We start from the raw sequence: 12,797 nt of genomic DNA, 5'->3' as shown, positions 1-12,797 counted from the left end.
GGCCGCAGTCCGCCGTCCGTCACCGGCCCTGCGGAACGCGCCCCCCTCCGGAAGCCGACCGCCGTGAGGACTGCCGGAGGCAGTCCTCACCAGCCGACTCAGTCGACGGCCTTGACGGAGTGCCCGCCGAACTGGTTGCGGAGCGCTGCGACGGCCTTCATCGCGGGGGAGTCCTCCTGGCGGGAGACGAAGCGGGCGAAGATCGAGGCGCTGATCGTGGGCACCGGGACGGCGTTGTTGATGGCCTCCTCGATGGTCCAGCGGCCCTCGCCCGAGTCCTGCACGTAGCCCTCGATGTTCTTGAAGTCCGGGTCCTGCTCGAGGGCGCGGACGAGGAGCTCGAGCAGCCAGGAGCGCACGACCGTGCCGCGCTGCCAGGCCTTGAAGGTGCCGGTGACGTCCTTGATGATGTCGCTGCGGGTCTCGAGCAGCTCGTAGCCCTCGGCGAACGCCTGCATCAGGGCGTACTCGATGCCGTTGTGGACCATCTTCGCGTAGTGGCCGGCGCCGACCTCGCCGACGTGGACGAAGCCCTCCTCGCGGGGGCCCTCGGGGCGCAGCGCGTCGAAGACGGGCATGGCGTACTCGACGAGCTCCTTCGGGCCGCCGACCATCAGGCCGTAGCCGTTCTGGAGTCCCCAGACGCCGCCGGAGACGCCCGCGTCGATGTAGTGGATGCCCTTGGGCTTCAGCAGCGCGTCGTGCTTGAAGTCCTCGGTGAAGCGGGAGTTGCCGCCGTCGATGACGAGGTCGCCCTCGCTGAGCTTCTCCGACAGGTCCTTGACGACCGCGTCGGTGATCTCGCCGGCCGGCACCATCACCCAGACGATGCGGGGCGAGGGGAGTGCGGCGATCATCTCGTCGAGAGAGGCCGCGTCCGAGACGTCGGGATTGCGGTCGTAGCCGGTGACCTCGAGCCCCTTGGAGCGGAGGCGGGAGCGCATGTTGTCGCCCATCTTGCCGAGGCCGACGAGTCCGATGTGCATGGTGAACCTTCCTGGATTCGTTGTCCGGCGGGCGGGCGCTCGTCGGGAGCGGGGCGGTCGCGGCTCTGCGATCCGGGGAGTGGTCAGCGCAGCAGCAGGTTGGGCTGGAGCAGGTAGCGGTAGCTGTCGCTGCCGGGCTGCTCCCGCGAGGTCTGCGCGGTGATCAGGACGGGGCCGGGCTTGTTGGGGTTCTCGGTCTTCGTGAACGCGATGCGCACGAACTCCGAGTGGACGGCGGCGAGGCCGTCGAGCAGGAACTGCGGCTTGAGCGAGACGACCACGTCGTCGCCGGTCACGATCGCGTCGATGCTCTCGGACGCCTGCGCCTGCTCGGAGCCGATGGCCTCGAGGGTGAGGCCGTCGCTGCTGAAGCTGAAGCGGAGGGCCGCCTCGCGCTCGAGCACGAGCGAGACGCGGCGGGTGGCCTCGATGAGGTCGCTGGTCGACATGACCGCGTAGTTCTCGACGGAGGCGGGGAAGAGGCGCTTCACGGGCGGGAAGTTGCCCTTGATCAGCAGCGACGTGACGGTCTTGCGGTCCGCGGTGAAGGCGATCAGCTCGCGCTCGTCGCGGTTGGTGATCGCGACGGAGACGGTGCCGGAGTGGCCGAAGGTCTTGCCGACCTCCTGCAGCGTGCGCGCGGGCACGAGGGCGGTGAGCGGCTGGGTGGGCGCGGGGTTGTCCCCGTTGTCCCAGTCGATCTCGCGGACGGCGACGCGGTAGCGGTCCGTCGCGACGAGGCCGATCGTGTTCTCGGTGATCTCGAGCTGCACGCCGGTGATGACGGGGGTCACGTCGTCGCGGGAGGCGGCTACCGCCACCTGCGAGACGGCGGCCGCGAAGGCGTCGGCCGGGACGAGGCCGGTGGAGGCGTCGATCTCGGGGATGCTCGGGTACTCCTCCACGGGCATCTGCAGGAGCGTGAAGTGCGCCGAGCCGGCCGAGACCGAGACGCGCGACTCCTCCGTGGCGATGCGCACGGGAGCGTTGGGGAGGCGGTTCGCGATGTCGGCGAGCAGACGGCCCGAGACGAGCACGGTCCCCGTCTCCTCCACGTCGGCCGCGATCTGTGTCTGCGCGGACACCTCGTAGTCGAAGGAGGACAGCGTCAGACCCTCGGAGGTCGCCTCGATGAGGACTCCGGAGAGGATCGGCAGGGTCGTGCGCTGCGGAAGCAGCTTGACCGCGAAGGACACCGCCTCGCTGAAGACATCGCGGTTGGCTTGGAACCTCACGAGTACACCCCTGACGAGTCGCGGACGAAGACCGTCGCCCATCGTACCCGCCGGGCTCGACGAGCTCGGAAGGGGGTGGACCGCCGAGCACTCCCGAGCCGCTGTGGAGAGGTTGCCGGTCGAGGCTTCATTAAAGAGAGAACTGCGTTAACAGTGTTAACACGTGTGGAAACTGTGGAAAACGCTTCGGACCCCTACTCCTGGGTGGGATCGGAGGGACCCGCCCCTGTGGAGGGAGTGTGAGCGGGCCCGTGGACGCCCTGTGGAGCGATCCGGGCCGACCTGTCGCCCTCCACAGGCGGGCTCTCCCGGCGCACAGTCCCGAGGCGGTTGTCCACAGTTATCCACAGGTTCCTCACACTGTGGAAATCGGCCCTCCGAGGCGCGCGAGGCGGCGTGTCCGAGGCCCGCCTGGTGGGTCGAGGAGTCCGTCGACGACGTCTCCGGGTCACGACGGAGACCGTCGAACGCGGCTCGCGCCGTCCGAGCGGCGCGGAAGACGATGCGCGCTCCCTCTCCCCTGCGCTGCTCTCCTGGCCGTCGCACGGCGGATCGACACCGTCCGATCGCACGCCGGCCGCTCAGCCGCTCACCCGGACCCCTTGAGCACGTGCGGTTCATGCTGGTCGAGTAGCCCCAGCGAGCCGTATCGAGACCCCCGCCAGCGCCTTCGCCTGACCTCCACGCGCGCCGACACCGACGTCCTGCTGCTCGCGCCGCGATCCCCGTCGCTCCCTCCCCTCACACGAGGAAAGGGGAGCGACTACCCGACCACCGCGCACGGACGCCGATGGACCCCGGGGCACGCCACCCGGGACAGGTGGTCCCGGGGACCGTACGACTGCCGGCTAGCGGTTCGTCTTGATGCGGGTGGTCAGCTCGGTGACCTGGTTGTAGATGCTGCGGCGCTCCTTCATGAGCTCCGAGATCTTCTTGTTCGCGTACATGACCGTGGTGTGGTCGCGGTTGCCGAACAGCTGGCCGATCTTGGGCAGCGAGAGGTTCGTCAGCTCGCGGCACAGGTACATGGCGATCTGGCGCGCGGTGGCGACGGCCTGCGAGCGCGACGAGCCGTAGAGGTCGTCGACCGTGAGCTTGAAGTAGTCCGCGGTGTGGTTGATGATGTCGACCGGCGAGATGACGTTGTCCTCGTCGAGCGTGATCAGGTCCTTGAGCACCGTCTGCACGAGCGACATGTCGACCGGCGTGCGGTTCAGGCTCGCGAACGCGGTGACGCGGATGAGCGTCCCCTCGAGCTCGCGGATGTTGCTCGACACCTTCGACGCCATGAACTCGAGGATGTCGTCGGGCACGAGCAGCTTCTCGCTGACCGCCTTCTTGCGGAGGATCGCGATGCGGGTCTCGAGGTCGGGAGCCTGCACATCGGTGATGAGGCCCCACTCGAAGCGCGAGCGCATCCGGTCCTCGAAGCCCGTCAGGGCCTTCGGCGGCAGATCGGACGTGATCACGACCTGCTTGTTGTGGTCGTGCAGCTGGTTGAAGGTGTGGAAGAACGCCTCCTGCGTCTCCGCCTTCCCCTGCAGGAACTGGATGTCGTCGATCAGGAGGATGTCGACGTTGCGGTAGCGGCCGTGGAAGGCGTTGCCCCGGTTGTTCGCGATCGAGTTGATGAAGTCGTTCGTGAACTCCTCGCTCGAGACGTACCGCACGCGGATCCCCGGGTAGAGGCTCATCGCGTAGTGGCCGATGGCGTGGAGGAGGTGCGTCTTGCCGAGCCCGGAGTCGCCGTAGACGAAGAGCGGGTTGTAGGCCTTGGCGGGAGCCTCGGCGACGGCGACGGCCGCGGCGTGCGCGAACCGGTTGGAGCCTCCGATGACGAAGTTGTCGAAGCTGTACTTCGGGTTCAGCCGGGTGTCGGTCGCCGGCACGGTCCGCAGCTCCTCGACCCCGCGGGTGGGCGCGACCGTCGCCGAGGAGGCGGTGATCGGCTCGAACGGGTTCATCGACTCCTGCGACGACGGGGAGCTGAGGGGCTCGTGCTCGATGTCGGGGTTCACCACGAAGGCGAACGTCGTGACGCCGAAGGAGTCGTCGAGCGTCCCGATCGCGCTGAGCAGGGGCACGCGCACGCGCTGCTCGAGCATCCCGCGGGTGAACTCGTTCGGGACTTCCAGGTAGAAGGTGCCCGCCATGATGCCCTTGGGCTCCACGAGCGAGACGAACCCGTAGAGGGGAGCGGTGATCCGCTCGTCCTGGGACAGTGCGCCGAGGATCACGTTCCACGCGTCGACCATCGACGTGTCGTCTGCCATCTGTCTCCGGTCCTGGGTGCTGTCGCTGTGAAGTCGCTGCGGGATCGCCGTCTCCGCCGGACCCGTCACCGCCCGCTGCAGGGGCGTCGCGGACCGGGCGCGGAGCCGGGTCTCGAGTGCCGCTTTCTCCACAGGGTTGTCCACCGGCCTCGAGCGATGCCTGTGCGGGCGCGGGAGGACGCGGATCCCACCTGTGGATAACTGCGGCTCAACACCGTAACGAACGGAGCCGACGGGAGACAAATCCACCACAGCGACACCCGCGTGTCAATGCGCGGAACCCCGTGTCGCGTGTGCATGATCGAGGTTTCGCGCCGTCCACATTTGACCGGTGGCGGAACAGGCCGTAGTTTAAATCAGTTGACGCCTGCCCGGGGTCGTCCGTGCGGCCCTCGCAGGCCGAGCGGATTCCGCAGCCGGGCACCCCTTCTTCCCGGAGGATCCGAGTCTCCGCCCGAGCGGGTGGTGCCGGTTCGCGCCGCGGAACACGTACGTGGAGATCTGATTATGAGCAAGCGAACCTTCCAGCCGAACAACCGTCGTCGCGCCAAGGTGCACGGCTTCCGTCTGCGCATGCGCACCCGTGCCGGCCGCGGCATCCTCAGCGCGCGCCGCGCCAAGGGGCGCACCGAGCTCTCCGCCTAGCAGCGAGCGGTACCGACCAGCGGTGCTGGCCAGAGCCAATCGCATCGTCCACGGAGGCGAGTACCGGACAGTCGTCCGTCGCGGTGTGCGGTCCACAGGACCGCACACCGTCACGTATGTCCGCCGGTCCTCCGCGGGCGATCCGGCGCGGTTCGGGTTCATCGTCGCCAAGACGGTCGGCACCGCGGTGACGCGCAACACCGTCCGCCGCCGGCTCAAGGCCGTGGCGTTCGAGCTCGTCCCCGAGATCGACCCCGGCACCCAGGTCGTCGTCCGCGCGCTGCCCGGCAGCGCCGACGCCCCCTGGTCGGAGCTGCGCTCCGAGGTGTGGTCCGCGATGGCGCGAGCCGCGCGGAAGAGCGGGGCGTCCTCGTGACCGCCGTGCTCCCCCGCCGCGAGGCCCCGTTCGCCCGGCTCGGGTGGGCGATCCTCCTGCTGCCGCGGAACATCGGCGTCCTGCTCCTGATCGTCTACCGGGCGGTCGTGTCCCCTCTCTACGGGGACGTCTGCCGTTACTACCCCTCGTGCTCCGCGTACGCGCTCCAGGCGGTCCAGCTCCACGGGCTCGTCCTCGGCTCCGTCCTCGCGGCCCGCCGTCTGCTCCGCTGCCACCCGTGGGCGGCCGGCGGCATCGACGACGTCCCGACCTCGATCCCCCTGCACCGACCGGCTTCCGGCCGGACCCGCTTCGCCGTGACGCGAGCCGGGTTCGTCGTGGGCCCTCGAAAGGACTGACCCCACTCCATGGACCTCCTCGGCACGATCCTCTGGCCCCTCAAGTGGGTGGTCGAGCTGCTCCTCGTCGCCTTCCACCAGCTGCTGACCTTCACCGGCATGGAGGCGGCCGCGGGAATCACCTGGGTCCTCTCGATCGTCGGCCTGGTCATCGTCATCCGCGCCGCGCTCATCCCGATCTTCGTCAAGCAGATCAAGAGCCAGCGCCGGATGCTCGAGGTCGCGCCCCAGCTCAAGAAGATCCAGGACAAGTACAAGGGCAAGCGCGACCAGCTGTCCCGCGAGGCGATGTCCCGCGAGACCATGGAGCTCTACAAGAAGACGGGCACCAACCCGCTCGCCTCCTGCCTGCCCCTGCTGATCCAGATGCCGATCTTCTTCAGCCTGTTCTCGGTGCTGAACGCGGCTCAGCACAGCCAGAAGGGCGTGGGCCCGCTCGACGAGACGCTCGCCCGCCAGTTCGGCGAGGCGAACCTCTTCGGCGTCGCACCGCTGCACCAGTCGATCCAGGGCGCACTCGCCGAGGGCGGCCAGGAGCCGGTCATCATCATCGCGGTGATCATGGTCGTCCTGATGACCGCGTCGCAGTTCATCACGCAGCTGCAGATCGTCTCGAAGAACATGTCGCCCGAGGCGAAGGCCTCGCCGACCTTCAAGCAGCAGCGGATCCTGCTCTACATCCTCCCCCTCGTCTTCGCCTTCTCGGGCTTCGCCTTCCCCCTCGGCGTGATGTTCTACTGGCTGACCTCGAACATCTGGACGATGATCCAGCAGTTCATCGTCATCCGGAACATGCCGACCCCGGGCAGCGAGGCCGCCAAGGCCCGCGAGGAGCGCCTGCGCCGCAAGGGCAAGCTGGTCGAGGAGACCACGGCCGCCGGCGACATCACCCTCGTCGAGAAGAAGGCCGTGCAGCGCACGCAGCCCGTGAGCAAGAACCGCTCCAAGAAGCAAGCCGGAAAGAAGTAGAGCCGCCATGACCGATCCGATGCAGACCATCACCGACGACGCGTCCGCACCCGTGGACGTGGACGCGCCCGCCGTCGACGAGGCACCCGAGTCCACGCTCTCGCAGCTCGAGGACGAGGGCGACGTCGCCGCCGACTACATCGAGGAGTTCCTCGACATCTGCGACCTCGACGGCGACATCGACATCGAGGTCCGCAACGGCCGCGCCTACCTCTCGGTCACCGCCTCCGGAGACACGAACCTCCGGGTGCTCTCCCGCCCCGACGCCGTCCAGGCACTGCAGGAGCTGACGCGCCTGGCGGTCCAGACGAAGACCGGCGCGTTCTCCCGCCTCATCCTCGACATCGGCGGCTCCCGCGACGCCCGCGAGGCGGAGCTCGCCCAGCTGGTCGACCGCGCGATCGAGCGGATCGAGGACGGCGCCACGTCGGCCTCGCTCCCGCCCATGTCGTCGTACGAGCGCAAGCTGGTCCACGACATGGTGGGCGAGCGCGGCTTCGTGTCGGAGTCGCGCGGCGAGGCGCGCGAGCGCCACACCGTCATCACCCGCGGCTGAGCGGCGTGGAGTCGACCCTCGAGGCCGAGCCCGCAGCCGCTGCGGCGATCGCCGGCGACCGCCTGCCCCTCCTGCGGCGGTTCACGGAAGCTCTCGCTGACCAGGGTGAGGAGCGCGGCCTGATCGGGCCCTTGGAGCTCCCCCGTCTCTGGACGCGGCACGTGCTCAACAGCGCCCTGGTGGCCCCTCTCCTGCGTCCGGGACTGGTGGGTGATGTCGGCAGTGGCGCGGGCCTTCCCGGGCTCGTCCTCGCCATCGTGCGGCCCGACGTCCGCTTCGTGCTCATCGAGCCGATGGAGCGTCGCGTCGTCTGGCTTCAGGAGCAGGTGGACGGACTCGGACTCGAGAATGTCTCAGTTCTTCGAGCCCGTGCTGAAGAGGCGGAGCTCGCGGAGCCTCTCGACCAGGTGACCGCTCGGGCGGTCAGCGCCCTCTCGAAGCTGATCCCGCTGACCGCGCCGCTGCTGCGGCCCGGAGGCGAGCTGGTCCTGCTGAAGGGCATCAACGCCGAGAAGGAGATCGAGGCGGCGGCCAAGCAGATCCGTCGTTTCCGGCTCTCCCCGCCCGAGGTCGTCGTGCTCGGCGACGGCGTGCTCTCCGAGGTGACGAGGGTCGTCCGGGCTACAGTGGGTTGATCGCCACGACGCCGCAGTGAGCCCCCGACTCCTCGTCCGTCGACTCCTCGGTGCTGATGTCCGTCCCACTCGCTGAGCGAAGGTTTCACGTGAAACAAACCGATTCCGCCGGTCTGACCGGAGGCTTCGATTCCTCGACTCCCCTGGCCCGGGAGATCGCGGACATGACCCGTCGGCGCGCACTGCTGAACGCCCAGCCGCTGCCCAAGCCCGAGTCGACGCGCGTCATCACGATCTCGAACCAGAAGGGCGGCGTCGGCAAGACGACGACGACTGTCAACCTCGCCGCCGGGCTCGCCCGCGGTGAGGCGAAGGTGCTCGTCATCGACCTCGATCCGCAGGGCAACGCGTCGACGGCCCTGGGCATCGAGCACCGCGCCGAGACGGCCAGCGTGTACGACGTGATCGTCAACGACACTCCCCTCGCGGACGTCGTGCAGAAGAGCCCGGAGTTCGCCTCGCTCTACGGTGTGCCGGCGACCATCCACCTGGCCGGCGCCGAGATCGAGCTGGTCTCGCTCGTCGCACGCGAGCAGCGTCTCCGCCGTGCGCTCGACCGCATGCTCGACACCATGGACGAGCCGTTCGACTACGTCTTCATCGACTGCCCGCCGTCGCTCGGTCTGCTGACCATCAACGCGTTCGTCGCCGCTCGCGAGGTGCTCATCCCGATCCAGTGCGAGTACTACGCGCTCGAGGGGCTCAGCCAGCTGCTCAAGAACATCGACTTGATCGAGCGGCACCTCAATCCGAACCTCGGTGTCTCGACGATCCTCCTGACGATGTACGACGGCCGCACGAACCTCTCCCAGCAGGTGGCAGCGGATGTCCGAGAGCACTTCCCGAAGGAGGTGCTGCGCGCGGTGATCCCGCGCAACGTGAGGATCTCGGAGGCGCCGAGCTACGGACAGAGCGTGATCAGCTACGACCCGCAGTCGTCCGGTTCGCTGGCGTATCTGGAGGCGGCCGCGGAGATCGCACGACGCGGAGCCCGGAAGACACCCGAGACGGCACACGAAGGAGAGGCACGCTGATGGCGACCAAGCGCACGGGACTCGGCCGGGGGATCGGCTCGCTCATCCCGACCAGCGACGAGTCGCGCTCCCGGCCCGTCGACGTCTTCTTCCCTGATCAGGTCGGCGATTCGGCCCGTGCCGAGGAGCTCCTCGAGGTCCCCGGAGCGCGCTTGGCGCGACTCCCCCTCGCCGACATCATCCCCAACACGGCGCAGCCGCGGTCGGTGTTCGACGAGGACGACCTCGCGGAGCTCGTCCACAGCATCCGCGAGTTCGGAGTGCTGCAGCCGATCGTCGTCCGGCCCGTGACGGCTCGCGGCGGAGCGAAGTACGAGCTCGTCATGGGTGAGCGCCGGTTCCGCGCCTCGAAGGCCGCGGGACTGACCACCATCCCCGCGGTCGTCAAGGACACGGCCGACGAGAACATGCTCCGCGACGCGCTGCTGGAGAACCTGCACCGCGCCGACCTCAACCCGCTCGAGGAGGCGTCCGCCTACCAGCAGCTCCTCAGCGACTTCGGGATCACCCAGGAGGCCCTGGCGACGCGGCTCGGACGTTCGCGGCCGCAGATCTCGAACACGCTCCGTCTCCTGCGGCTCCCGGCCGATGTGCAGGCCCGCGTCGCTGCCGGCGTCCTGACCGCAGGACACGCGCGTGCGGTTCTGTCCCTCGACGACGTCGAGATGATGCGTCGCCTGGCCGACAAGATCGTCAACGAGGACCTGTCCGTCCGCGCCGCCGAGGCCGCCGCGGCGCAGATTAAGGCGCCGCGGACGACCACGCGTCCCGTGGTGGAGGAGCAGGGCGGGCACTCCGGACACCTCTCGTCGATCGCGTATCACCTCGGCGACCGGTTGAACACGCGCGTCAAGGTCACCCTGGGCGCACGTAAGGGCCAGATGGTCATCGACTTCGCCACCATCCAGGACTTGAACCGCATCCTCGCCGAGATCGGGGAGCCGACCGAGGTGTCGCTCGCTCCGTAGAGGGCCGGCATAGCGGCCGCTACTGATCAACCGTGGGGTGGCGAGGGCGCGCTCTTGCTATGGTCTAGGCAGTAATGGCCGATGAGGCGGTATCTGCTCCCCTCGTCGGCATCACGATCACAGAGATCAGCACGCTTGAGGTGACCGACGAGCTGCCGTGCGAGCTCGGCACTCTCGGTCGTCGCCATTTCTCTGATTGATAAGCCCCTATGACCGGTCCAGCCTGATGAGGTGGCCCCAGGATCTGCGGGGCCCTGCTGACTCCGGGCCTGGTCGCGAATACGGCCGGTATTGCCGATCGGCGATGATCGTGGGGGATCTGGAGCATCGATCTCGGCATTGAGTAGCTCACGATGCGCCTTTGTTGCGGGCGATTAGGCGTGGAGCGGCATATCTAGGATTGGCGGAGTTCAGATATCGTCGGTCTCCGTAATTTTAGTCGCGTTCAGCGGCTCGCTGGCGGGCGCAGGACTGGCACTTGGACTGGTCGTACTCAGTGCGGCTCTCCTCTGCGAGGGGCGACGCCCTCATCACCGGTAGTTGGCGGGAGCAATGTTTCACGTGAAACAGCCGTTCATTCGCCGCTGAGATGAAGACTCCCTTGGCTGACCGTGCACCCCATGTTCCTCGGGAGGAGCGCTTCCTGGGCCTTCAGGCATTAGCCGGCGGGCGGGCAAGTAAGACGAAATGCAGTATCCCTCCATTTTCACGGATCGACGCCGATGTTATGAGTGGGTTCGCCGATGTCTTACGGAGGACCCCGTCGGCGGTCGCCCCGAGAGCACTGAAAGACACAATGGAAGGGCCGTTTCACGTGAAACGGTGCGCCCTAGGGCGGCCTGGCCATTGAAGAGCTACGAACTTGTCAGGTCAATCAGGAGGCCCTCGTCGGCTCGACTCGCTCCACAGGGCGCAACTTTTCCGCTTGAAGTCGCTCAACCGCCGCGGAAGCGTTTCACGTGAAACGCCCCGGCCGAGAACCTTTGACGCCCGTGCGGATCATCGTGGGACGGACTTCGACCGCAAGGTTCGAAAGAGATCGCTCGCCTGACCAACGAAATTCAGGCATCACCTCCCCGAGGCGGAGTTGAGGTCGGAGAACCAAGCGAGAGAAGTCCCTTCGGGCCGTGGGTCTCGATACGTCGCGTTGTCGCTACTCGACCAGCATGGCGACGGGTGCTGGCGTCGATCAGCGTCGATAGAGCAGGTCGGTTCTTCCAAGAGACGGCGCGGGTGGCGATTGTGGAGAGCCTCGATTCGACGCACTACTGCTCTTCGCCGGTATGTCTGCGGATATAGGGAAACGATTGGCGTGGATATCTTGCCCCAGGCGATGCCGCAACTGGTACCCACCGAGGGTGTCCGGGTTTCGATACGCAGCAACGCGGTTCCTCGACCAGCATGACGACGAGGACCAGGTGCCGATCGAAGCCCTTGGGCCGGGTCGATTCCTGGTGGGTTTAGGGGGACGAGGGGGGCCTCACCACGCGGATCTACGGACACTCGACCGGCGCGGCAATGGGTGTCTGACGTTGTGGGGGTCGAGACGCGGCCTCGGCTTCCCTCGAGTCGGCACTACTGGTCTTCTGATGAATACCAAGACACGTTGTTAGGCGGCTACTCGACCCATGTCATAGGAGAAGGGGGCGATCGCGGGTCTCGATATGCCGCGATCCGGCTACTCGTCTGGCATGGTTTCGCGCACTTGTTCACAACGCCGCGGCCTCGCGACCAGGAGCGGACGCGCAGCGGACCGTTTCACGTGAAACGGCATGGACTCAGGAGGCGGCGAGCTTCGCGAGAGTGGAGTAGACGTCGCCGAGGTAGCGGCCGGACGCCTCGATAGCCTGGGGAACGAGCGAGGTCTCGGTCATTCCGGGAAGAACGTTCGCGTCGAAGAACCAGGGGAGTCCGGCGTCGTCGATGATGAAGTCGAGCCGCGACAGGTGGCGGAGTCCCAGCAGTTCGTGGATCGCAACGGCCACGCGGGACACCTCCTCCGTGATCTCCGGCGAGATCCGTGCCGGCGTGTAGAAGTGCGTCTCCCCCGCGTTGTAGCGCGCCTCGAATGTGTACTGGCCCGCGACGGGTGCGATTTCGACAGGCGGCAGGGCGAAAGGACCGTCACCGAGGTCGAGAACACCGACGGAGACCTCGGTCCCCTGGATCTGCTGTTCGATGAGCACGACGTCGCCATAGGTGTACGCCTCGACCATCGCTCGCGGGAGCTGCGACGACTCCGTCACGATGCTGACGCCCTGGGCCGAACCGCCCTGAGCGGGCTTCACCACGAGGGAGCCCGGCAGGTGCGCCTCGACCTGCTCCAGAATCCCGGCGGCTCCGAGCTCGCGGAAGGTCTCGCGGGGGAGGGTGACGGAGCGCGGGGTCGAGAAGCCCGCGCGAGCGACGAGCGTCTTCGCGGTCGGCTTGAACCAGGCCAGCCGCGCCGCGTCCGTCTGCGAGCCGACGTAGGCGAAGCCAGCCGCCTCGAGGAGCCCGAGGAGCGCACCGTCCTCACCGCTCGCCCCGTGCACCGCGGGCCAGACGACGTCCGGACGCTTCTGCAGGAGCGTCGAGAGGAGGCCGGCGTCCGGTTCGTGCAGGGAGACGCGGTGGCCCATCGCGGAGAGACGATCCGCCACGCGACGGCCCGACCGCAGGGAGACGTCGCGCTCGTGGCTGATGCCACCGCTGATGACGACGATGTCGAGTGTACGGTCGAGCACAGAGAAATCGGTCATGACCAGGGCTTTCTTATCGA

At 67.6% G+C, this 12,797-nt stretch carries 13 protein-coding genes; 9 read left to right on the top strand and 4 right to left on the bottom strand.

Going from position 1 to position 12,797, the window contains the following annotated elements; genetic code table 11:
* Nucleotides 1–98 precede the first annotated feature (98 nt).
* The 3 genes from gnd to dnaA all read right to left on the bottom strand — a co-directional run bounded on the left by gnd (nucleotide 99) and on the right by dnaA (nucleotide 4,374).
* Nucleotides 99–986: a phosphogluconate dehydrogenase (NAD(+)-dependent, decarboxylating) gene (gene gnd / locus C5D09_RS05770; protein WP_104222677.1), complete on the bottom strand. Its 888-nt coding sequence runs from the start codon at nucleotides 984–986 to the stop codon at nucleotides 99–101.
* A gap of 83 nt (nucleotides 987–1,069) precedes the next feature.
* The gene (gene dnaN, locus C5D09_RS05765; RefSeq protein ID WP_104222678.1) at nucleotides 1,070–2,221 is read right to left on the bottom strand and encodes a DNA polymerase III subunit beta; all 1,152 of its coding nucleotides are present in this window, start codon (nucleotides 2,219–2,221) and stop codon (nucleotides 1,070–1,072) included.
* 848 nt (nucleotides 2,222–3,069) lie between these two features.
* Nucleotides 3,070–4,374, bottom strand: coding sequence for a chromosomal replication initiator protein DnaA (gene dnaA, locus C5D09_RS05760; RefSeq protein WP_374952921.1), 1,305 nt, complete (start codon nucleotides 4,372–4,374; stop codon nucleotides 3,070–3,072).
* 627 nt (nucleotides 4,375–5,001) lie between these two features.
* On the opposite strand from dnaA, the gene rpmH reads away from it, so the two are divergent.
* The 9 genes from rpmH (at nucleotide 5,002) to C5D09_RS17790 (ending at nucleotide 10,236) form a co-directional block, all read left to right on the top strand.
* Complete coding sequence (gene rpmH, locus C5D09_RS05755) at nucleotides 5,002–5,139, top strand: 50S ribosomal protein L34 (RefSeq protein WP_055784512.1); 138 nt, start codon at nucleotides 5,002–5,004, stop codon at nucleotides 5,137–5,139.
* Between the two features lie 22 nt (nucleotides 5,140–5,161).
* Entirely contained in the window at nucleotides 5,162–5,515 is a 354-nt protein-coding gene (gene rnpA, locus C5D09_RS05750; RefSeq protein ID WP_104222680.1) for a ribonuclease P protein component, read from the top strand.
* Nucleotides 5,516–5,520: 5 nt separating this feature from the next.
* Nucleotides 5,521–5,874, top strand: coding sequence for a membrane protein insertion efficiency factor YidD (gene yidD / locus C5D09_RS05745; protein WP_244230695.1), 354 nt, complete (start codon nucleotides 5,521–5,523; stop codon nucleotides 5,872–5,874).
* Between the two features lie 9 nt (nucleotides 5,875–5,883).
* Complete coding sequence (gene yidC / locus C5D09_RS05740) at nucleotides 5,884–6,843, top strand: membrane protein insertase YidC (RefSeq protein WP_104268816.1); 960 nt, start codon at nucleotides 5,884–5,886, stop codon at nucleotides 6,841–6,843.
* A 7-nt stretch (nucleotides 6,844–6,850) separates the two neighbouring features.
* A complete protein-coding gene (locus C5D09_RS05735; RefSeq protein WP_258063254.1) occupies nucleotides 6,851–7,399 on the top strand; it encodes a R3H domain-containing nucleic acid-binding protein in 549 nt (182 codons plus the stop codon).
* Between the two features lie 5 nt (nucleotides 7,400–7,404).
* Nucleotides 7,405–8,034, top strand: coding sequence for a 16S rRNA (guanine(527)-N(7))-methyltransferase RsmG (gene rsmG / locus C5D09_RS05730; RefSeq protein ID WP_104268815.1), 630 nt, complete (start codon nucleotides 7,405–7,407; stop codon nucleotides 8,032–8,034).
* 164 nt (nucleotides 8,035–8,198) lie between these two features.
* Nucleotides 8,199–9,068, top strand: a complete 870-nt coding sequence (locus tag C5D09_RS05725; RefSeq protein WP_104247021.1) for a ParA family protein — start codon at nucleotides 8,199–8,201, stop codon at nucleotides 9,066–9,068.
* Complete coding sequence (locus C5D09_RS05720) at nucleotides 9,068–10,036, top strand: ParB/RepB/Spo0J family partition protein (RefSeq protein WP_104268814.1); 969 nt, start codon at nucleotides 9,068–9,070, stop codon at nucleotides 10,034–10,036. The genes C5D09_RS05725 and C5D09_RS05720 overlap by 1 nt, the downstream gene beginning before the upstream one ends.
* A gap of 74 nt (nucleotides 10,037–10,110) precedes the next feature.
* Nucleotides 10,111–10,236 (top strand): hypothetical protein, encoded by a 126-nt coding sequence (locus tag C5D09_RS17790; RefSeq protein WP_258066351.1) that lies wholly within the window; start codon nucleotides 10,111–10,113, stop codon nucleotides 10,234–10,236.
* A 1,578-nt stretch (nucleotides 10,237–11,814) separates the two neighbouring features.
* Here C5D09_RS17790 and C5D09_RS05715 read toward each other — a convergent pair.
* Complete coding sequence (locus C5D09_RS05715) at nucleotides 11,815–12,777, bottom strand: ATP-grasp domain-containing protein (protein ID WP_104262573.1); 963 nt, start codon at nucleotides 12,775–12,777, stop codon at nucleotides 11,815–11,817.
* Nucleotides 12,778–12,797 lie beyond the last annotated feature (20 nt).

The sequence above is a fragment of the Rathayibacter sp. AY1C9 genome (genome assembly GCF_002932315.1).
In the GTDB taxonomy this organism is placed as follows: domain Bacteria; phylum Actinomycetota; class Actinomycetes; order Actinomycetales; family Microbacteriaceae; genus Rathayibacter.
The sequence above is the reverse complement of the archived record's forward strand: the minus strand, read 5'-3'. Positions and strand labels throughout refer to the sequence as shown.

Coding starts and splice junctions, on each gene's coding strand:
- C5D09_RS05720 (WP_104268814.1), top strand. CDS start 9,068: ATGGCGACCAAGCGCACGGGACTCGGCCGGGGGATCGGCTCGCTCATC.
- gnd (WP_104222677.1), bottom strand. CDS start 986: ATGCACATCGGACTCGTCGGCCTCGGCAAGATGGGCGACAACATGCGC.
- C5D09_RS17790 (WP_258066351.1), top strand. CDS start 10,111: ATGGCCGATGAGGCGGTATCTGCTCCCCTCGTCGGCATCACGATCACA.
- dnaA (WP_374952921.1), bottom strand. CDS start 4,374: ATGGCGGGCACCTTCTACCTGGAAGTCCCGAACGAGTTCACCCGCGGG.
- C5D09_RS05725 (WP_104247021.1), top strand. CDS start 8,199: ATGACCCGTCGGCGCGCACTGCTGAACGCCCAGCCGCTGCCCAAGCCC.
- rpmH (WP_055784512.1), top strand. CDS start 5,002: ATGAGCAAGCGAACCTTCCAGCCGAACAACCGTCGTCGCGCCAAGGTG.
- C5D09_RS05715 (WP_104262573.1), bottom strand. CDS start 12,777: ATGACCGATTTCTCTGTGCTCGACCGTACACTCGACATCGTCGTCATC.
- yidC (WP_104268816.1), top strand. CDS start 5,884: ATGGACCTCCTCGGCACGATCCTCTGGCCCCTCAAGTGGGTGGTCGAG.
- C5D09_RS05735 (WP_258063254.1), top strand. CDS start 6,851: ATGACCGATCCGATGCAGACCATCACCGACGACGCGTCCGCACCCGTG.